General features: G+C 41.8%; 20 protein-coding genes and 7 tRNA genes. 17 read left to right on the top strand and 10 right to left on the bottom strand.

The features are described 5' to 3' along the window. The first annotated feature begins 28 nt into the window (after positions 1–28). On the top strand, positions 29–790 hold the full coding sequence (locus AC3KVK_RS06325; protein ID WP_490313572.1) for a class I SAM-dependent methyltransferase: 762 nt from the start codon (positions 29–31) through the stop codon (positions 788–790). Here the strand turns inward: AC3KVK_RS06325 and AC3KVK_RS06330 are convergent. Both AC3KVK_RS06330 and rnhA read right to left on the bottom strand, forming a co-directional pair. After that, entirely contained in the window at positions 759–1,640 is an 882-nt protein-coding gene (locus tag AC3KVK_RS06330; protein ID WP_490313571.1) for an MBL fold metallo-hydrolase, read from the bottom strand. The genes AC3KVK_RS06325 and AC3KVK_RS06330 overlap by 32 nt on opposite strands. A gap of 69 nt (positions 1,641–1,709) precedes the next feature. Continuing rightward, complete coding sequence (rnhA, locus tag AC3KVK_RS06335; protein ID WP_490313570.1) at positions 1,710–2,174, bottom strand: ribonuclease HI; 465 nt, start codon at positions 2,172–2,174, stop codon at positions 1,710–1,712. A gap of 68 nt (positions 2,175–2,242) precedes the next feature. On the opposite strand from rnhA, the gene dnaQ reads away from it, so the two are divergent. The 11 genes from dnaQ (at position 2,243) to AC3KVK_RS06390 (ending at position 6,949) form a co-directional block, all read left to right on the top strand. Then, entirely contained in the window at positions 2,243–2,959 is a 717-nt protein-coding gene (gene dnaQ / locus AC3KVK_RS06340) for a DNA polymerase III subunit epsilon (RefSeq protein ID WP_490313569.1), read from the top strand. A 12-nt stretch (positions 2,960–2,971) separates the two neighbouring features. Beyond that, positions 2,972–4,336 carry a TIGR03503 family protein gene (locus AC3KVK_RS06345; RefSeq protein ID WP_490313568.1) on the top strand — a complete coding sequence of 455 codons (1,365 nt, stop codon included), beginning with the start codon at positions 2,972–2,974 and terminating at the stop codon, positions 4,334–4,336. Positions 4,337–4,436: 100 nt separating this feature from the next. Further along, a tRNA-Asp gene (locus AC3KVK_RS06350) sits at positions 4,437–4,513 on the top strand. A 24-nt stretch (positions 4,514–4,537) separates the two neighbouring features. Continuing rightward, a tRNA-Asp gene (locus AC3KVK_RS06355) sits at positions 4,538–4,614 on the top strand. A 44-nt stretch (positions 4,615–4,658) separates the two neighbouring features. Continuing rightward, positions 4,659–4,735 (top strand) — tRNA-Asp (locus AC3KVK_RS06360). A gap of 37 nt (positions 4,736–4,772) precedes the next feature. Then, positions 4,773–4,849 (top strand) — tRNA-Asp (locus tag AC3KVK_RS06365). 30 nt (positions 4,850–4,879) lie between these two features. Continuing rightward, positions 4,880–4,956, top strand: a tRNA-Asp gene (locus tag AC3KVK_RS06370). A gap of 27 nt (positions 4,957–4,983) precedes the next feature. Continuing rightward, a tRNA-Asp gene (locus AC3KVK_RS06375) sits at positions 4,984–5,060 on the top strand. Between the two features lie 33 nt (positions 5,061–5,093). Continuing rightward, positions 5,094–5,170 (top strand) — tRNA-Asp (locus AC3KVK_RS06380). Between the two features lie 128 nt (positions 5,171–5,298). After that, positions 5,299–5,883 carry an ABC transporter ATP-binding protein gene (locus AC3KVK_RS06385; protein ID WP_490313609.1) on the top strand — a complete coding sequence of 195 codons (585 nt, stop codon included), beginning with the start codon at positions 5,299–5,301 and terminating at the stop codon, positions 5,881–5,883. Beyond that, complete coding sequence (locus tag AC3KVK_RS06390; protein WP_490313608.1) at positions 5,876–6,949, top strand: DUF6136 family protein; 1,074 nt, start codon at positions 5,876–5,878, stop codon at positions 6,947–6,949. Before AC3KVK_RS06385 ends, AC3KVK_RS06390 begins: the two co-directional genes overlap by 8 nt. On the opposite strand, the gene fadE is transcribed toward AC3KVK_RS06390, so the two are convergent. Further along, positions 6,946–9,393, bottom strand: a complete 2,448-nt coding sequence (gene fadE, locus AC3KVK_RS06395; RefSeq protein ID WP_490313607.1) for an acyl-CoA dehydrogenase FadE — start codon at positions 9,391–9,393, stop codon at positions 6,946–6,948. The two genes, AC3KVK_RS06390 and fadE, sit on opposite strands and share 4 nt — an antisense overlap. A 163-nt stretch (positions 9,394–9,556) precedes the next feature. Between fadE and AC3KVK_RS06400 the strand changes: the two genes are divergently transcribed. After that, complete coding sequence (locus tag AC3KVK_RS06400; protein WP_490313606.1) at positions 9,557–10,321, top strand: class II glutamine amidotransferase; 765 nt, start codon at positions 9,557–9,559, stop codon at positions 10,319–10,321. A gap of 40 nt (positions 10,322–10,361) precedes the next feature. On the opposite strand, the gene AC3KVK_RS06405 is transcribed toward AC3KVK_RS06400, so the two are convergent. The 5 genes from AC3KVK_RS06405 to cmoA form a co-directional block, all read right to left on the bottom strand. Continuing rightward, positions 10,362–11,108, bottom strand: coding sequence for a DUF3108 domain-containing protein (locus AC3KVK_RS06405; RefSeq protein WP_490313605.1), 747 nt, complete (start codon positions 11,106–11,108; stop codon positions 10,362–10,364). Further along, on the bottom strand, positions 11,068–11,712 hold the full coding sequence (purN, locus tag AC3KVK_RS06410; protein WP_490313604.1) for a phosphoribosylglycinamide formyltransferase: 645 nt from the start codon (positions 11,710–11,712) through the stop codon (positions 11,068–11,070). Before purN ends, AC3KVK_RS06405 begins: the two co-directional genes overlap by 41 nt. Continuing rightward, positions 11,713–12,762: a phosphoribosylformylglycinamidine cyclo-ligase gene (gene purM / locus AC3KVK_RS06415; RefSeq protein WP_490313603.1), complete on the bottom strand. Its 1,050-nt coding sequence runs from the start codon at positions 12,760–12,762 to the stop codon at positions 11,713–11,715. 205 nt (positions 12,763–12,967) lie between these two features. Then, positions 12,968–13,936 carry a tRNA 5-methoxyuridine(34)/uridine 5-oxyacetic acid(34) synthase CmoB gene (gene cmoB, locus AC3KVK_RS06420; RefSeq protein WP_490313602.1) on the bottom strand — a complete coding sequence of 323 codons (969 nt, stop codon included), beginning with the start codon at positions 13,934–13,936 and terminating at the stop codon, positions 12,968–12,970. A gap of 10 nt (positions 13,937–13,946) precedes the next feature. Then, positions 13,947–14,672 (bottom strand): carboxy-S-adenosyl-L-methionine synthase CmoA, encoded by a 726-nt coding sequence (cmoA, locus tag AC3KVK_RS06425; RefSeq protein ID WP_490313612.1) that lies wholly within the window; start codon positions 14,670–14,672, stop codon positions 13,947–13,949. Positions 14,673–14,814: 142 nt separating this feature from the next. Between cmoA and AC3KVK_RS06430 the strand changes: the two genes are divergently transcribed. Then, positions 14,815–15,495, top strand: coding sequence for a DUF3334 family protein (locus tag AC3KVK_RS06430; protein WP_490313601.1), 681 nt, complete (start codon positions 14,815–14,817; stop codon positions 15,493–15,495). A 33-nt stretch (positions 15,496–15,528) separates the two neighbouring features. On the opposite strand, the gene AC3KVK_RS06435 is transcribed toward AC3KVK_RS06430, so the two are convergent. Continuing rightward, on the bottom strand, positions 15,529–16,032 hold the full coding sequence (locus tag AC3KVK_RS06435) for a M48 metallopeptidase family protein (RefSeq protein WP_490313600.1): 504 nt from the start codon (positions 16,030–16,032) through the stop codon (positions 15,529–15,531). A 54-nt stretch (positions 16,033–16,086) separates the two neighbouring features. Then, complete coding sequence (locus AC3KVK_RS06440; protein WP_490313599.1) at positions 16,087–16,935, bottom strand: DUF72 domain-containing protein; 849 nt, start codon at positions 16,933–16,935, stop codon at positions 16,087–16,089. A 233-nt stretch (positions 16,936–17,168) separates the two neighbouring features. On the opposite strand from AC3KVK_RS06440, the gene aspS reads away from it, so the two are divergent. From aspS to ruvA, 3 genes are all read left to right on the top strand, one after another. Next, complete coding sequence (aspS, locus tag AC3KVK_RS06445) at positions 17,169–18,932, top strand: aspartate--tRNA ligase (protein ID WP_490313598.1); 1,764 nt, start codon at positions 17,169–17,171, stop codon at positions 18,930–18,932. 135 nt (positions 18,933–19,067) lie between these two features. After that, positions 19,068–19,589 (top strand): crossover junction endodeoxyribonuclease RuvC, encoded by a 522-nt coding sequence (gene ruvC, locus AC3KVK_RS06450; RefSeq protein ID WP_490313597.1) that lies wholly within the window; start codon positions 19,068–19,070, stop codon positions 19,587–19,589. A gap of 7 nt (positions 19,590–19,596) precedes the next feature. After that, positions 19,597–20,214, top strand: coding sequence for a Holliday junction branch migration protein RuvA (gene ruvA, locus AC3KVK_RS06455; protein WP_490313596.1), 618 nt, complete (start codon positions 19,597–19,599; stop codon positions 20,212–20,214). Positions 20,215–20,225 lie beyond the last annotated feature (11 nt).

Below are 20,225 nucleotides of genomic sequence, written 5' to 3' on the forward strand. Positions count from 1 at the left end.
ATGGGCATTATAAACAGGGAACTAAAAATTGAAACCAGCGTTGAGCTTTCGATATGCGCCAAAACCCGAAAATTGGCAGCAATTTCCGCATGGTGATTACATTCAAAGTGAAATTGAACGTAAGTTAACCCCTTGGTTGAGCCGCATTTTTGGTTATCATTTGTTAAAGCTCGGGAATCTAAGCGGTTTAACGGATACCTCTGCCTGTTGTATTAAACATCAAGTCTGTGTGGCGCCTTACAGTGATTATGCAGGGGTCATTGCTGATATCGATGAGCTTCCTTTTTCTGAGCATTCTGTCGATGCTTGCTTATTAAGTCATTGCTTAGAGTATTACAGCGACCCACATCATATCCTGCGCGAAGCGCACCGGACTTTAATTCCTGGAGGTTATATCATCATCAGTGGATTTAATCCGCTTAGTGCCTGTGGTTTAGCGCGTTTATTGCCATTTAGCCGTCAAAAACTGCCTTGGAGTGGTCGTTTTTTTACACCCGCACGCGTTAAAGATTGGCTTCATTTGTTAGGGTTTGAAGTTCTTGAAGACGAGCGATTTATCTTCTCATCTTTAGCGAGGGGAAAACGCTTATCTCGCTTTGAAGCATGGCAGCGTTTTTGTAAGCAATATTTAAAACCAACAGGGAGTGTATATTTAATTGTTGCCAGAAAACGTGTTACACCTTTGACCCCAATAAAACCAAAATGGCACGCTCGACCTCAGTTTAACCCTGCCGTCAAAGCAGGGTTGCGTAGTTCAATTAAACATTCCTCTGTGGAGGCGAAAAAATAGCATCATGGATCAAAGGGATCTTTAGATAACAATTTTGCGAGTCTTTAAGTGGAATGAGACCAGCATTGATATTGACTTGTATTGAAGGGTAGAGCAGTTTTGGTACGGCTAATCCTGCATCCCGAGTGCGTCTGATTTGCACAAAGTCATGTGCAGAGATGTGATTTTTTAAATGGATATTATATTTTTTTTGTTCTGCGACAGTGGTTTTCCAATATAACTCTCGGCCATTGGGTTGGTAATCATGGCACATGAATAGGTTCATCTCGTCACCTAATTCAAAAATTTGGCAAATAGAATGGTATAACTGATTCGCGTCTCCGCCAGGGAAATCACAACGTGCGGTGCCGCTGTCGGGCATAAAAAGCGTATCGCCAATAAAAGCGTTTCCTTGCACTATATAACACACACTGTCACTTGTATGGCCTGGTGTCGACATCACCTGAACCTGTAATTGACCGAGGTTAAATGTTTCTCCATCATGAAATAAATGGTCATATTGAGAACCATCGGTCTGAATCTCGAGCTCTAAAGTTTTAGCAAAATGCTGTTGGACTTGGATAATGTGCTGACCCATCGCTAATTTTGCCCCAAATTGTCGTTTAAAATATTGGGCAGCCGTTAAATGATCAGCATGGGCATGGGTTTCTAAAATCCATTCTACATCGAGGTGATGGGAATCAATAAAAGCCAAAATAGTTTCAGCTGAGGTCGTTGAAACAGTGCCTGAAGCTAAATCAAAATCGAGAACAGGATCGATAATCATGGCTTTTAGAGAGGCGCTGTCGTAAACCACATAGGTAAATGTTGATGATGGCTGATGAAAAAAATGATGGATTTGAACAGTCATTTGTAAACTCTGATTTTCGTTATAACTTATATCATAAAGTAATTAAAAACCAATTCAAGCAGATCTTCGCTAGGGTTGGTAGCCAGCATCTTCGATAAGTAACGTACTTTGGGCGGCTGCTTTGGCAAGTTGATCACAGCGCTCATTTTCATCATGCCCAGAATGGCCTTTTACCCAACGCCATTGCACGTGGTGGCGTTGATTAATGGCATCAAGACGTTGCCATAAGTCCTTATTTTTAACAGCTTGTTTTGCAGCGGTCAGCCAATTCCGATTTTTCCACCCGCTCAGCCAAGATTCGATGCCTTGTTTGACGTATTGGCTGTCTGTCGTCAAGGTGACTTCACAGACTTGTGTCAGGGCCTCTAAGCCTACAATCGCGGCCAGTAGCTCCATTCTATTGTTCGTTGTGAGTAAATATCCTTGGCTAAGTTCTTTGCAGTGGCCATTGTAATTTAATACGACACCATAGCCGCCGGGACCCGGGTTACCTAAACAAGAACCATCAGTATAAATAGCAACGCTTTTTCGCACAGTTGACCTTTAATTTATGTACAATGAAAATAACCATTACAAAATATCAGAATCATGCAGAAGGTGATATGGACCGCAGACAAATAGTATTAGATACAGAGACAACCGGTATCGATCCTAAACAAGGTCACCGAATTATTGAAATCGGGTGTGTTGAACTCATCAACCGCCGTTTTACCGGGAATAACTTTCATGTTTATATCAATCCCGAGCGCGATATTGAAGATGAAGCGATCGATGTCCATGGAATTACTAACCAGTTTTTACGTAATAAACCTAAGTATCATCAAATTGCTAAAGAGTTTTTAGACTACATTCAAGGTGCTGAGCTAGTCATTCATAATGCAGCGTTTGACGTGGGTTTTATGGACATGGAGTTTCACCGTCTTAGAGCGGGTTTTCCAAAGACTGCGGAAGTCTGCACTATTCTCGATACATTAAAGATGGCCAGAGACTTGCACCCGGGGCAAAAGAATAATCTTGATGCGTTATGCCGTCGCTATAATATCGATAATGGCAAGCGAACAATGCATGGAGCATTACTGGATTCTGAGATTTTATCTGATGTCTACCTTGCCATGACGGGAGGGCAGGTCAGTCTAAACCTTAATAGCCAGCATCAGGGGGAAAATAGTGGACAAAGACAAGGCGAAATCATACGTCTAAATGCAGATAGAGCGCCACTAAAAGTAGTGATGGCGACCGATGAGGAGCAACAGGCCCATCAAGAGCGTTTAGACTTAGTGCAAAGCAAAGGCGGGCAATGTCTTTGGTTAGCTGAATAATAGAGGCGGAGCATGAATAAAATAGTAGCGGTACTGTCCTGTTTGATGATGTGTCAATTGTGTTGGGCTAATGAGCGCAGTGATCCACTGACGATAATTCAGCGTGAAGCCGGTGAGAATGAAATCAAGTTATTCAATAATCGGTTTCGAATTGATCATGAAGTTGATGAAATTACGCTGTTATTTTTTCGTAAACGTGGCTCTGCACCCGTAATTCTGATCCGCCCTGACGGCTCTAAAATGTACGCCACGCAATCAAAAGAGTTAGGGGGGGAGTATGAATGGTATGACGATTTAACTTACGACATTGTTAAGATCAAGAACCCTATGCCCGGACCTTGGCAAGCAGTCGGCAATATTCTCCCTGAAAGCCGTATTCTTATTTTAACTGATATTGAACTTGAGGTCGATCCGCTGCCACCGTTAATGTTTAAAGGCGAAACCATTAAGTTAACTGGTCGCTTGACCAATGGTGGAGAGCCAATCACGGCAGGGCAGTTTCGTGATGTGGTGACATTAGATGTTGATTTTGTAAGTACTAATGACAGTGATTATGATAATTATGGCGCCTCGACAGTACGAGTAGCTGAATTTCGAGATGATGGTAAAGGATTTGATGAGCGGCCAGGGGATGCTGTTTTTACGGGAGAATTTAAGCTCGATATTGCTGCAGGGGTGTGGCAACCGGAATTTTTCCTGATCACGCCTTTAGTTGAGCGTAAACTCGTCCATGACCTCATTCATTTAGTACGGGCTCCCATTAGTTACGAAACGACATTGGCAAAAGAGAAACTGGATCAACATAACGTTGAAATAACACTGGATGAGTCAAAAGTTGATCCTGCTAGTGTGTTAATTCAAGGGCGTATTTTTTATCCGAATAATGAAGAACAGGCTTTTTCAATTGAAGCGAATCCGAGTAATAAACGAGAGATAAAACTCAATAATTATGATTGGGGTCGATATCGCCTAGAGTTGTCGATGTTTGGTAATAATATAAATGGCCGTGAATTTATGGCAAAACTCGATAACTTTGAGTTTGCAATCGAAGAGCCACTTGAAATAGTCCCTCCTATTGATGAAAGTGAGTTACTGAGCAAGGAAAATGATCCTGCTGAGATTATAGAAGAACCTCCAGCCGATCCAACCGTATTTATAGTTGCTGTTATTTTAGGTAATTTAATGATTCTGTTAATTGGTTGGCTGGTGATCCGAGTCTTTGTACAGAAAAAAGGGCTGCCTAAATTCGCGTTTAGTTTTAAAAAGAATAAAACTTCACCAACAGAAAATTCTGAGAAAAATCCAGAAGATCCAACAAATGCTCGAAAACCAAACGATGGTGGTGAAATTTTAAACCTTTCGATGCCGGATGACTAAAAAACCATGAAAAACTGAAAAAAACTATTGACTCATAGGGGTCTCATTCGTATTATTCACGCCGCTGCCAAGGCATGGCCTAGCAGCATTTGGAAACAGCGGAGTGGTAGTTCAGTTGGTTAGAATACCGGCCTGTCACGCCGGGGGTCGCGGGTTCGAGTCCCGTCCACTCCGCCAAATTCCAAAACCGTAAGTTGATGCGGAGTGGTAGTTCAGTTGGTTAGAATACCGGCCTGTCACGCCGGGGGTCGCGGGTTCGAGTCCCGTCCACTCCGCCACACACTTACATTGCCGAAAGGCAGATTATTATTTATTCCTTAGCGGAGTGGTAGTTCAGTTGGTTAGAATACCGGCCTGTCACGCCGGGGGTCGCGGGTTCGAGTCCCGTCCACTCCGCCAATCGAATAGATAATAAGTTGAATAGCGTTAATACTGCGGAGTGGTAGTTCAGTTGGTTAGAATACCGGCCTGTCACGCCGGGGGTCGCGGGTTCGAGTCCCGTCCACTCCGCCAATTAATATATTCAGCAAATTTACTTACAGCGGAGTGGTAGTTCAGTTGGTTAGAATACCGGCCTGTCACGCCGGGGGTCGCGGGTTCGAGTCCCGTCCACTCCGCCAACAAGTAAATAGCATTAATATCTCTGCGGAGTGGTAGTTCAGTTGGTTAGAATACCGGCCTGTCACGCCGGGGGTCGCGGGTTCGAGTCCCGTCCACTCCGCCAACAGATATTAAGCATCAAGTTATAGACCACTGCGGAGTGGTAGTTCAGTTGGTTAGAATACCGGCCTGTCACGCCGGGGGTCGCGGGTTCGAGTCCCGTCCACTCCGCCACTTGATTTATCAATTCACCCTTCCACCCTTATAAAGAAAAAACACTCAATAATATCTTGTTTAATTTAAGCAATGTCATTTCAATAATTGATTGGTAATATTTATAAAAGCCATTTTTATTGAATCAGATGCTCAAAATTACCAACCTTAATCATTCATTTGTTAGTACACCTATCTTTAAAGATTACTCGCTTGACCTATCGGCGGATAAAACCTGCTTAGTAGCAGCCAATGGTCAGGGAAAAACCACGCTTTTTGCAATTATTGCTGGGCTTATTAAAGTGCAATCTGGCAGCTTGATGCTTAACGGCCGGCCTTTAGACAAAGCAAATCAACAGGTATCGTTAGCGTCTGATAAAATTACTTTTCCCAATTTTCTGACAGCAAAGCAAGTTATTGAGTTAGTTTGTGCTTGCTGGCGATGCCCTTGGCCTGAATCTCTTCTTGTGGGTTTGGCCTTTAATATTCAGTTGAGCACTAAGATTAAAAATTTATCTTCTGGTAGCTTGAAAAAGTTACAGCTTATCACTGCACTGGCACGCGAGACGCCTTTAACTCTGTTAGATGAACCGAGTGCGGCACTTGATCATGAAAGCCTGGCTTTTTTGCTGCAGTTCCTTACTGAGCGAAATGGGCAAATTATTATAACCAGTCATGAACCTGAGCCATTTATTGAAGTAGGATTTGAACTCAAGGAATTGAAAAATGTTTAAGTCTTTTTATCGGTATCGTAACCAGGCGTTTAAATATGAAGTTCGTCTATTATCAGAGCAATTGAAACAGATCTTAGGGTTGGTATTTTTGGTTTTTGCCAGTGCAGTCCCAGGGATACTTCTATTGATCTTTATGGGCTTAGGTAAAGTGATCACTGCCCAAGGGGGAAGTAGTATTCAAGCGGGTGCAGCTTGGTGCTTTTTAGCAGGCCAAACCGTGTTACTATATGCGCTTCGCCATGCTATTTTAAATAATCAGCAAAGAATGTTTCAATTTAGTTTAGCGCAAAAGCCATGGTGGATCTGGATCTGCGACGGACGTAATTTACTCTTATCGCATGTTTTTATGTGGTGTTCATTGTTTTTATTGTTCACGATGAATACGGCCCAGCTTATACAAAATAGTGCGTTTATTGTTTTTATTTTATTGCAGATCAGTCTTGCTGGTTTGTCGATTTATCGTATGCAACAAAGTGTTGTTTTTTGTTTGTTGACCGCGCTGACAAGCATTTATTGGTTAGATCAGTCAATGCTGTCGATTATGCTGGCTTGGGGAGTGTTATTGCTTTTTTGTGCTCTTATGCCTTCTTATTCTGTAAACGTTGCGATTTCTGTAACTGGTCAAATGCGATTTTGGCTCAGTTTTTATCTCAATCATTATAAAGTTTTAGTATGGCGAATTGCTTGTTCAGTGCTGATAATGTCAGTGATGGGGATTTTGGCTTCTGAGCGTGACGATATGAGTTACTTGGCGAGCTACTTAAGTGGCTTTTTTTCGCTATTAATTTGGCTGACATTGCACATTGAAGTGAAAAAAATAACAGATGAATATTCTCTCTTTTTTTGTTCTATCGATCAAACAACACCATTTTTTCGATTTAGACTTTTGAATACTCTCATACTAATAACACTGATGACGCTAATTCAAATTAACCTTTTTGAGCAAGCAAAATTAGCAGTATCATTTTGGTGTATGAGTCTCGTATGTTTATATTTGGCAGAAAAAAAACCAGAGCTATGCGCTCTGGTTTGGGGAATATGTCTGGTTGGCGGCTTATTTATTTAAGCTGCTTTACTTTTTTTGCCACTCCTAGCTGCACCGGCTTTGAGATCTTCAGGATCGAAGTCATCAACATTGATAACTTGCAAGCGTGCAGCTTCAGCTTTGATAAGCATATCTGCTTCTTGCTCATTGATCACATTCAGTTCAAGCCCCATAGCGGCGACTTTATCTAAAGCAAAGAACGGCAGCTTTTCAGCTTTTGCTAGACAGATTTTATCAAAGATAGGCTCAACAGCTAAAATGTCCTTGAGTGTTTGTTCTTGACGGCCGATTAAGTTGTTTGGCTCATTGGTTAAATAAATATGGTTTGCTAACCGATCGCGAGTAGCGCTAGGCACTTGTAATAAATGCGCAACTTTTTGCTCAAGTGAGTCAGTCGGCTTACGAACCGGACGGCCCCATGGGAATAGAACCACTTTTAAGATTGCTCGCAAAGGTGCAAATGGCATGTTATTGATTAAGTCGGCTAAAGCACGCTGACAATGATACAGGTGCTCTTGACAGCTCCATTGCACTAATGCGAAGTCTTCTTTTTTACGACCTTCATCGTTATAACGTTTTAAAGTGGCAGACACTAAATACAAGTAACTCAACAAGTCGCCTAAACGAGCAGAAATACGTTCTTTACGTTTTAATGATCCTCCAAATACGGCCATACAGATATCTGACATGAGTGCTAATGAAGCACTAAAGCGTGACGCTGTTTGGTAAAACTCTGCCGTTTCATCTTTGAAAGGTGTTTTCGCAAATTTAGCACCAGTTAAGCCTAGCCAGACGGTTCGGACAAAGCTAGAGATCGTATATCCAATATGGCCCATTAAGGCAGTATCAAATGCACGTAGTGCTTCATCTTTGTCTTTGATGCTGCAAGAAGCAAGTTCATCAAGTACAAATGGATGGCAGCGAATGGCACCTTGACCATAAATGATCATATTGCGTGTGAGGATATTGGCTCCTTCAACAGTTATCGCAATTGGTGCGCCTTGATAACCACGTCCAAGGTAATTGTTTGGCCCAAGCATGATGCCTTTGCCACCGTGGATATCCATGGCGTGTAGAGTCGAGTCACGCATTTGCTCGGTGAGGTGGTATTTGATAATCGCAGATACAACGGATGGTTTCTCGCCGAGATCGACCGCACCCGTTGACATGCTGACAGCTGCATCTGAGCTGTATGCATAACCGGCCAGTTTGGCTAATGACTCTTCAACACCTTCCATATGCCCAATAGGTAAACGGAATTGACGACGAATGCGGCTATATGAGCCACTGGCAAGAGCAATGGCCTTTACGCCACCGGCAGAATTTGAAGGCAGGGTAATAGCACGGCCAACAGATAGACATTCGACCAGCATACGCCAGCCTTGGCCAGCCATTTTTGGACCACCAATAATGTAATCTATTGGCACAAATACATTTTCACCTTTGGTCGGACCATTTTGAAATGGTACGTTAAGTGGAAAATGGCGACGTCCAATTTCAACACCCTGTGTATCTGTAGGAATGAGGGCACAGGTAATCCCAGGTTCTTTATTGTTACCAAGTAAGCCATCAGGATCACGGAGTTTAAATGCTAAACCGAGCACTGTCGCAACAGGGGCAAGGGTAATGTAACGTTTGTTCCATGTTAGATTTAAACCTAATACTTCTTCTCCTTTCCACATGCCTTTACAGACAACGCCATAATCTGGAATGCTACTGGCATCAGATCCGGCTTCTGGAGAGGTTAATGCAAAGCAGGGGATTTCATGACCGCTCGCTAAGCGAGGTAAGTAATGATCTTTTTGCTCCTGAGTTCCATAGTGTTGTAATAATTCACCAGGACCTAAAGAGTTAGGTACACCCACTATTGATGAGAGCAAAGTTGATTTACTGGTCAGCTTTTGTAGTACACACGATTGCGCAAAAGCTGAAAACTCAAGACCACCGTATTCTTTTTTAATGATCATGGCAAAAAACTTATTGTCTTTTAAATATTGCCAAACATCTTCTGGTAAGTCAGTAAGCTCATGGGTTGCTTCCCAATCATCAAGCATGCTACAGACAGTCTCAACAGGACCATCCATAAATGCTTGTTCTTCAGTGTTTAAACGAGGAACAGGGTACTTGTGGAGTTTGTTCCAATTAGGATCACCACAAAATAAATCAGCTTCCCACCAAGTCGTACCAGCATCGATCGCAGACTTTTCAGTTTCGCTCATTGTCGGCGTCACTTTTTTAAATGCCGCAAAAATAGGTTTAGTTATGTACTGCTGACGTAAACTCGTTACAGACAGTGGCAGTACGATTGCCAAAAATATCAACCAACTGAATGTTGAAAATGCACCGAGAATGCTGCCCATGAGCATAAATGCGATACCTATACCGACACAGGTATGCCAGTTTGCACGGTGATAACTGGCGATTGCTAAACAAGTTAGCAAGCAGGCTACCAAGATAATTGTCATGTTTATTTTCCTTATTAGAGGTCTGACCACTACCTTGTAAGAGTAGCGTGTTGTGAAATTGGTTGCAAGTAGTGAAATTTATAATAATTCATAGCGCCGAAATTGCTATTTTAAATGGCTTAAGTAAACTGCCTGTAAGTTGGAGTTGTATGAGTTTTGTTTTATGTGTGAGTTACTTGGCATGTCTGCAAATGTGCCGACAGATATTTGTTTCAGTTTTTCTGGCTTATTAGAGCGAGGCGGCAATACCGGCCCACATCGTGATGGTTGGGGAATTACCTTCTATGAAGGAAAAGGATGTCGAACTTTTAAAGATCCGCTACCAAGTTGTGAATCTGAAATAGCCAAATTAGTCCGAGCATACCCAATTAAAAGCTGCTCCGTTATAAGCCATATTCGTCAAGGAAATCGTGGGCGAACATGTCTAGAGAACACACATCCTTTCACCCGCGAGTTATGGGGAAAAGAAATCACCTATGCTCATAATGGCCAGCTGTCTAACTATCAAGACTTAAAACCTGAATTTTATCGACCAGTTGGCAATACAGACTCTGAACTGGCGTTTTGTTGGTTGCTAGATAAAGTAAGAGAAAAATACCCAACTAAGCCCAACAGCATGTTAACTGTGTTTCGGTATGTCGCAAAGTTAGCTCATACACTCAGAGAAAAAGGGGTGTTTAATATGTTACTAACAGATGGCGTGTATGTACTTGCATATTGTACTAATAATTTGCACTGGATCACTCGTCGTGCACCTTTTGGTAAAGCGACCTTAATTGACGCTGATTTGATCGTCGACTTTCAAAAAGAAACCACACCCAACGACATTGTGACTGTGATAGCCACTCGTCCACTGACTAATGATGAACAATGGCACAAAATGTCACCCGGTGAGTCGGTGATTTTTAAGTTAGGTGAAATACAATAAAAAAAACGCCTCCGCAGGAGACGTTTAAATTTATGCTAACTCATTGCTTGGGCGTAAAAGATTTAAGTTGAACATCAAATTGCTCGACATTTTTTTCGCCTTTCCACATCCTTACCAATAAATAATCCATTTCAGGGCACAGCCATGCGATTGCTTGGCGCTTGTCATTATCGTAGACGCGTTCGACTTTTATAGCCTCAAGATTACCAATGGGTAGCGTGATCGTTTCTTTGCCGAGTACTTTAAACTTATAATGACGAACATTGCCTTTTTTATCGACTAGTTCGTAATCAAACTCTTCTTTACCCAGTTTAAGCTCTTGGCGCATCTGTACTTGATATGAAATACTATCTTGCCAAAGTTCATTCCATTCAATTTTGAGTGGAAATTTTTCTTGGTTGCTAATCACTTGCTTTTTATTGGTATTAAAAAACAATTGATAGTCTTTGTCTCTCCCCGTACCTTCTCGGAGCATGCGATAACTAATAGGGGATACTTGGTCTTCTTGATAAGAAAACACAGATGATTCCGTGCGTTTATCAGAAAAAACCATCCAGCTGATATCGCTCTTATAGCTAATTTCGTAATGGCCATCATCACGTTGTGTCAGCGAACGAGTCGCGCTGCCATAACGCTCGCCTTTACGCATTACATCGTAGTCAGCTGTGTATTGGTTTAATTGAGTTGCAAAAGAAGGGGAAATAATCAAAGCGCTCAACAGTAAAGAAAGAGCACTTTGATTGTTTTTAATTGTATTGCGCGCCTTCAGGAGGAAGTTCTTTGTCATCAAGAACAGCATAATGTGCTTCCATAGTTAGTCGTTGTTCACTGAACCACTTGACCACCAAAGGATAAATAATATGCTCTTGTTGATGAACGCGCTGCGCGAGTGTATCTGCTGTATCGTTTGGAAGAATATCCACTTTGGCTTGTACTATGACAGGACCGCCGTCTAATTCTTCTGTCACAAAGTGCACACTTACACCGTGAACGCTGTCACCAGCATCAATTGCTCTTTGATGGGTATTCAGACCTTGATACTTAGGCAACAAAGAAGGATGAATGTTCAACATTTTTCCTTTAAATTTTTGCACTAAGCTTGGGGTTAGAATACGCATAAAACCAGCTAATACAACCAAATCTGGTGTAAAACTCTCAATTTTATTCATCAAAGCGGCATCATATGCATCGCGTGACTCAAATTCTTTATGATCAAGAGTCACGGTAGTAATGCCTGCTTTTTCTGCTCGTTCCAGACCCAACACATTGGGTCTGTTACTGATCACAGCGCATAATTCGGCTTGGATATCACCCGTTTTCACCGCGTCGATGATGGCTTGTAAATTCGAACCACTGCCCGAAATTAAAACCACAATACGAGTGCGGGTCATTTATTTAGCGCTCGTGATTTCAACTTGTTCTTCACCAGCTGCAGCATCTTGGATTTCACCAATGTGCCATGCATCTTCGCCTGCAGCCTTAAGAATCTCTAAGCTCTTGTCAACATCAGCAGCAGGAACAACAATAATCATGCCCACACCACAGTTGAATGTACGATACATTTCGTGAGTTTCGATGTTTCCGTTTTCTTGTAACCAGTTAAAAACAGAAGGCCATTGCCAGCTGTCACCCTTGATTACCGCTTTTGCTGATTCTGGAAGTACACGTGGGATATTTTCCCAGAAGCCACCACCAGTGATGTGTGATAATGCGTGTGCATCAACTTGCTTTAATAGCTCTAAAACTGGCTTAACATAAATGCGAGTAGGCGTAAGTAGGTGTTCACCAAGTGTTTTGCCTTCAAACTCTGCATTGGTATCAGCACCTGAAACTTCAAGAACTTTACGGACTAACGAGTAACCGTTTGAATGAGGGCCGCTTGAAGCTAATGCGATGATTTGATCGCCCGCAGCAACTTTTGTACCGTCGATAATTTTAGACTTTTCAACAACACCGACACAAAAACCAGCCATGTCATAATCTTCGCCTTCATACATACCAGGCATTTCAGCAGTTTCACCACCAATTAATGCACAGTTTGAAAGCTCACAACCTGCGCCAATACCAGTGACAACATCCGCTGCGGTATCAACATCAAGTTTGCCCGTTGCGTAATAATCAAGGAAAAACAGTGGTTCTGCACCTTGAACGATGAGGTCGTTGACACACATAGCAACTAGATCAATACCAACGGTATCGTGCTTTTTAAGGTCAATTGCAAGACGAAGTTTAGTACCAACACCATCAGTGCCGGCTACGAGTACGGGTTCTTTATAACCAGTTGGTAATTGGCAAAGAGCGCCGAAACCACCAATTCCGCCCATAACTTCAGGACGTCTGGTTTTTTTTACAACGCCTTTAATGCGTTCAACCAGTGCGTTGCCTGCATCGATATCGACACCGGCGTCTTTGTAACTTAGAGACTGTTTTTGTTCGCTCACAGAATTTCCTTAACAGTTGCATGTGGGTTGCATAGAAAACTGGCGCATTTTACATGAAATTCGCGGGGGCGGCTAGGACTAAACGGGAGGTTATCAGGGAATTTGCATGAATCGTGCTGGGTTTTGAGCAATAGGTAAAACACTGCAGAAGGTCATACCAGAATATGACCTTCAAATTGTCTTATTAAACCGATTTCAATAATAATTATACAGTCGCGATGAAAATTGCACGAAGTGGTGCAGGATATCCTTCAATAGTTTTAGTCGGATCAAGCGGATCGAGGAAGTCACTTAACGATTCAGTTGGCATCCATGATGTTTTTCGTTGCTCGTCTAATGAAGTAATATCTTTATTGACTACTTTGATATTTTTAAAGCCTACACGTTCCATCCATAATGTCAGTGCATCACAGCTTGGGATATACCAGACATTACGCATCTTTGCGTAACGGTCAATAGGCATAAGTACAGCTTGTTCATCCCCTTCAATTACCAGTGTTTCTAAAACTAACTCGCCGCCAGGTTTCAATTGTGCTTTAAGTTGAGCTAAAAAATCGATGGGTGAGCGACGATGATACAATACTCCCATTGAAAATACCGTATCGAATGCTTTCAATTCGGGTAGCGCTTCAACCCCTAATGGCAATAAGTGTACATTGGGATCGGGGTTATAATGTTTGATTGCTTGGAACTGGCATAAAAATAAATCAGAAGGGTCGATCCCAACCACAAATTTTGCACCTGCGCCACGCATCCGCCATAAATGATAGCCAGATCCACAGCCGATATCGAGCACAGTGCGATCGGTCAAGGGTGATATATGCTCAACTAACCGATCCCATTTCCAATCGCTGCGCCATTCGGTATCAATTTCGACGCCATGGAGGGTAAAGGGCCCTTTTCGCCACGGCATTAACCCTTTTAAAAGGTGCACCATTTGCTTTTTTTGGCCATCAGAGAGCTCATCTTCAAACCCAAATTCGACTTTAGAAGTAATATTAATATGGCTAGTGGTTGACACAGGCAAGTTTTTGAGTGCTTTTTGCCATTTAGGTAAATCACCATGTGCCGCTTCTTTTTGCCAATGTGCCAATTGAGCGGGTAGGGTTTCGAGCCAAGCACTTAGCGGAGATTCGGCAATTTGGCCGTAAAATTGATTAAACCAATTGTTCATACTTTCTCTTCTATTTTATCGCGATCATTGAGCAAAAATTAAAACACTGATACCAAACTTGTGTTTGATTAAATCCAATCGTTTGCAAGCGAGTCAAGTGTTGCGCAAGTGATTCAGGTCGCATCACGTTTTCAATTGCAGTGCGCTTTTGGCTTATTTCTAACTCGGAATAGCCGTTGGCACGTTTAAAGTCGTGGTGTAAGTCAATCAATAATGAATCAGCTTGTTCGTCATTCCCACGAAACTTTTCGCTGAGTAATAACACGCCACCAGGTTTTAGGCCTTGATAAATTTTTGTCAGTAATGCTTCGCGCTTTTCTAGTGGGATGAATTGTAAAGTAAAATTCAGAGCGACGACCGACGCGTTCTCGATTTGAGCAGCTGTGATGTCACCTAAACGAATATCTACTGGGACGTGCGAGCGAAAACCACCTAAATGCAGCTTACAACGTTCAACCATCGCGGCGGAGTTATCAATTCCGATAATGGCACAGTTTTCTTTATCAATATTGCGGCGCATTGATAAAGTAACCGCCCCCAATGAACAGCCTAAGTCATACAAGTTTGAGTTATTTTGTGCAAATTGCCCTGCTAATTTACCCATTGTACTGACAATTGTGGCGTAACCAGGCACTGAGCGCTGGATCATATCAGGGAAAACCTCAACCACTTTGGCATCAAAAGTAAAATCTTCTACAGCCTGCGTGGTGGCATAAATGTTGTCTTTATTGCTCACGCTATTGTACCTATCCATCAATAATTGGCGTATTTTACGCATTTTCATCGCGTTCGTCAGTGTTAAATTGTGATGACGTTAAGTTCGGCAAAAAAAATTATCACTTCTATACTAAGAATAAGTCTTTCTAAGAGTGAAAAAAATGACGAAAAATAAAGTAATTAGCACAGAAGCCATCTTATCAACATTATGTAATTCCGTGACGGAAGTTTTATCCTCTGCCAGTGGCAATGAAATAGGTTATTCCGCCATGGTACAAAAAATCACACGCACCTGTATGCGACCTGACATTGGTTGTTTTGTGTTATTTGATGGAGGGTTTACTGGGTTGGTCATTACTAACTTCACATCACAAGCTGCTATGGAGATTTACGGTGATTATATGCGAAATATGGGCATGCCAGAATCGGAAATCGCTCATAGTCACCTTTCGGATGATGTCTCCAATGTTATGGGAGAACTCATGAATCAGATTGTGGGTGATTTTACTGGTAAAGTACGCTCTCAATTACATACCTCAATTACCCAAAATCAGCCAAAAATGATGGCAATCAATAAACAAGTGCAAATCTCAGTTGATACTAATATGGATCGTCCACAAGCGCGTCGTGTCACCTTTACGACGGGTAACCAAAATATCTTTTATCTAGAATTGGCGATGGATAAAACAGAGTTTATAAAACTGCATGACTTTGACATCGTCGAAGATGAAGATCCTGATACCATTATTGCTGAAACTAAAAAGCAGCAAGAAAGCAAGTCAGCCAAAGCAACTGAACCGACAGATATTGATGATGATTTTATGGCCGATTTGGGGCTGTAAGCTTAGATTTTGGGCGCTGGATGCGCCTTATTTTTAATATAACCCTTCAAAAAATTCACACTGGTAAATAAACAAACGTAAGTCGAGTTCAAGCTGATGGTATTGCGGCAGCATATGCTCACATAAATTATAAAATGCTTTGTTATGATCTTTTTCTTTAAAGTGGGCTAATTCATGTACTATTAGCACTTTTAAAAGTGGCTCAGGAGCATGTTTTAATTGCATTGCGATGGCAATTTCATGAGCGATTTTGAGTTTTCCACCGTGATTTTTGCTGCTGAATGTATGGGTGCCGAGTGCATTTTTGACTAGATCTTTTTGCTTTTTATACAGCGCTTTATTGATCACAGGCGTATTTTTCAAATAGCGCTGTTTTAATTCATTTGTATAATGAAACAATGCCTTATCAGAGGTGATTTGATGAGCGCTAGGATACTTATTTAATAAATATTGCTTTAGCTTGCCTTGTTCAATCAATTGACTAACTTGTTGTTGAATCGCTGGTGGATAACCTGAAAAGTACTGCTTGTCACTCATTAATTATACCCCTGTAAAAATCAAAGTTTACCAAATTTTACGGCCAAAGTAGCGCTAAAAAAGGCTGTTTTGCTGCATTTGTTTTTCAGCAGGAAAAGGCGCTAATACAGGGTGAGGCAGCTGAAGATCTTGCATAAATTGTCTGGCGAGCAAAGGGGAGTCATGATTGTCAGCCGTATGAAAAAATACATAGGGTGTTTTACCTTCATCGAGCCAGTGTTTTATTTTGTTTAACCAAGGTTGATAAAAAGTACGGTTATTTTCTAACTGACTACAGCCTACAAAACGGATAATAGGGGTGCTGGCTGTACTAATGACATGCAAGGGCACACGGGGTTTCTTTTGTTGTGCATCAATAATTGCAGCAGTCGTTGCGGGTTCATTAAAAAGCGGCCGGGTATCCATCATTACGCGATCAACCTTGTACTTAATAAGCAATTGATTAAGGTGTGTCTCATTGTCGTCTTTTTTGAAAAAATCTAAGTGCCTCACCTCCACACTAAGAGGCAACTGATCAGGTACTTGCTTCAAAAAATTTTCGAGTAAAGGTAAATGATATGGAGCGAATTGACTGGGCAACTGCAACATCACACTGCCTATTTGCGAAAATAAAGGGCTGAATAAATGACACCATTTCGCAAACTCTGCATCAATATGCTGTAAGGCTGCATCATGAGATATTCGTTTCGGTACTTTAAAGGTAAAACGAAAATCAGGACCGACGGCTTTGAGCCAGCGCTGTAATGTTTCTGGGGTGGGGTCGGCATAAAAGCTTGTATTCCCTTCGACAGAATTAAATATTTGACTGTATTGGTGCAGCATGTCGGCATTTTTACAATCTGCACTAAAAAATCGCCCGCGCCAATGCGAAGAGCCCCATTGTGGGCAACCTAAATAAAGCATAACAATTTAATCACCGAATAAATAAAGGAAAATAATAACAAAGCTGTTACAGCAAGGCGAAGTATATGCATATCTCGATATGAAAAATTCACCGTGTTTAAAAATAATTGCTTAGATTGTGCATCCCGTGATGACATTAACTGTGATTTTTATATAATTGGCGATTAATTTGTTAAATGAATCGAGTTACCTCGCCAAAAACTGTGGCTTGAGGTGACATACACAGGATAAATATGCGCTCTATATATTGCGGACAGCTAAATAATACACATGTAGAACAAACGGTTGAGCTTTGTGGTTGGATCAACAAACGCCGCGATTTAGGTGGCCTTATTTTTATCGATTTACGTGACCGTGAAGGGTTAGTCCAAGTGGTATTTGACCCAGAAGTTGCGGGCTTAATGGATATTGCCAATCAATTACGTAATGAATTTTGTGTCAAAGTAACGGGTATTGTTCGCGCTCGTCCACAAAGCCAAATTAATAGCGATATGGCAACGGGTGAAGTCGAAATCTTAGGGCAAGGCCTTGAAATTATTAATCGCTCTGAGCCGTTACCACTTGATTTTAATCAGCAAAATTCAGAAGAAATGCGCTTAAAATATCGTTATTTAGACCTACGCCGTTTAGAAATGAGTGATCGCATTAAGCTTCGCGCTAGAGCTAGCAGTTTTGTACGTCGCTTCTTAGATGAACAAGGCTTTTTAGACATTGAAACACCAGTGTTAACTAAAGCTACGCCAGAAGGTGCACGTGATTATTTAGTGCCTAGTCGTGTTCATAAAGGCAGTTTCTACGCGTTACCGCAATCACCACAATTATTTAAGCAATTGTTGATGATGTCAGGGTTTGATCGCTATTACCAAATCGTTAAATGTTTCCGTGATGAAGATTTACGTGCTGATCGCCAACCTGAATTTACGCAAATAGATATTGAAACCTCATTCATGACATCTGATCAAGTGCGTGAGGTGACAGAAAGGCTCGTTCGTGAAATGTGGCAATCATTACTTGAAGTAGACCTAGGGGCGTTTCCAGTGATGCCTTATGCTGAAGCGATGACTCGTTTTGGTTCAGACAAACCCGATTTACGTAATCCGCTTGAATTGATAGACGTTGCTGATTTAATGAAAGACGTTGAATTTAAAGTCTTTTCAGGTCCTGCCAATGACGAAAAAGGCCGTGTCGCTGTATTAACAGTACCTGGTGGTGCGGCGCTTTCACGTAAACAACTTGATGATTATACCAAGTTTATCGGTATCTATGGCGCTAAAGGCTTAGCATGGATGAAAGTCAACGATCCGGCACAAGGTGCTGAAGGTGTACAATCACCCGTTGCTAAATTTCTACCACCTGAAATTGTCGAGCAACTTTTAGCACGTACGCAAGCAAACGCGGGTGACATCATTCTATTCGGCGCAGATAAGAAAAATGTTGTGAACGAAGCAATGGGGGCATTGCGCTTGAAAATTGGCTTAGATCTTGAGCTCACTGACTTAAATGCTTGGGCGCCACTTTGGGTTGTTGATTTCCCAATGTTTGAAGAAGATGACGAAGGCACATTACATGCTGTACACCATCCGTTTACTGCACCAAAAGGCATTTCTGCGGCTGAATTAGAAGCAGCCCCAGCTGGTGCGATTTCAGATGCATACGATATGGTATTAAATGGCTATGAAGTCGGTGGTGGCTCAGTTCGTATTTATAATGGCGATATGCAAGAAGCGGCATTTCGGATTCTAGGTATTGATGCAAAAGAACAACAAGATAAATTTGGCTTTTTACTTGATGCTCTAAAATATGGCACACCGCCACATGCAGGGTTAGCATTTGGCCTAGATCGCCTCGTGATGCTGTTGTGTGGCACTGAAAACATTCGCGACGTTATTGCATTCCCTAAAACGACTCAAGCCAGTTGTTTATTAACCAATGCACCAAGCAAAGCGAACCCTGATTCGTTGACTGAACTTGCTATTGCAGTAAAAGAAAAAGAGTAACTGTTTCTTTTTAGAATTAAGCGGCCATTGGCCGCTTTTTTATTGCAAAAAAGCTAATTCAAATAAAGTGCACTGGTAATTTATACAGTTGTAAGGCATTATGGCGACATAAGCTACAACGTTATGGAGTGCTGTTTGGCCATTATTTTAGGGATCGATCCCGGCTCACGTTTAACGGGCTATGGTTTAGTTGAATTTCAAGGTGCAAAATATTCCTATATTGCCAGTGGCTGTATTCGTTTAGGTGAAAAACTACTAGCGGAGCGACTCAAGACGATCTATTTGGGCGTGAGTCAAATAATTGAGCAATACCAGCCTGATACATTCGCTATAGAACAAGTGTTCATGGCTCATAACCCTGATTCGGCATTAAAGTTAGGTCAGGCTCGTGGTGCTGCAATTGTCGCGGCAACAATGAGTGACTTGATGGTAAGCGAATATTCTGCGCGCCAAGTAAAACAAGCTGTGGTGGGCAATGGTGGCGCAGATAAAAAGCAAGTGCAGCACATGGTCAAAACCTTGCTTGCTTTGCCAAGTATGCCGCAAGCCGATGCCGCCGATGCGTTGGCTATTGCTATGTGTCATGGCCACTCTGAACAAAATTTAATAAAACTTGCCGGAAAAGCGAAAAAAACAGTACGCGGCAGATTAAGGTAATACAATAATGATTGGACGATTAAGCGGGCTATTAATTGAAAAGCAGCCGCCACAAATTCTACTTGATGTAAACGGTGTTGGTTATGAAATTAGTTTACCAATGACGTGTTTTTATCACTTGCCTAAAGAAGGTGAACAAGCAACTTTATATACTCACTTTGTGGTTCGTGAAGATGCGCAGTTATTGTATGGATTTAACCATAAAACTGAACGTGCTTTATTTCGTGAATTATTAAAAGCCAATGGCGTAGGGCCTAAATTAGGCTTAGCGATTTTATCGGGGATGTCTGCAGAGCAATTTGTGCAATGTGTACTCAATGAAGATGCCACGACTTTAGTAAAGCTACCTGGTGTCGGTAAAAAAACGGCCGAACGTTTGGTACTTGAAATGAAAGATCGTCTGAAAGATTGGGGCATGGATTTGTTCAGTGATTCAAGTAAAGAATTGGTACTTGAAATGCAATCAACCCCATCAAGTCAAGATAATGCACAAGATGATGCCATTGCGGCACTGGTTGCCTTAGGGTATAAACAAGCTCAAGCAGAAAAGACCGTTAAAGCATTGCGCGCCCCGGGCAAAACCTCTGAGGTCTTGATCCGCGAAGCATTGAAATCGATGCTGTAAATTGAACAAGA

It is taken from the genome of Pseudoalteromonas sp. J2K-J979, from assembly GCF_058169715.2.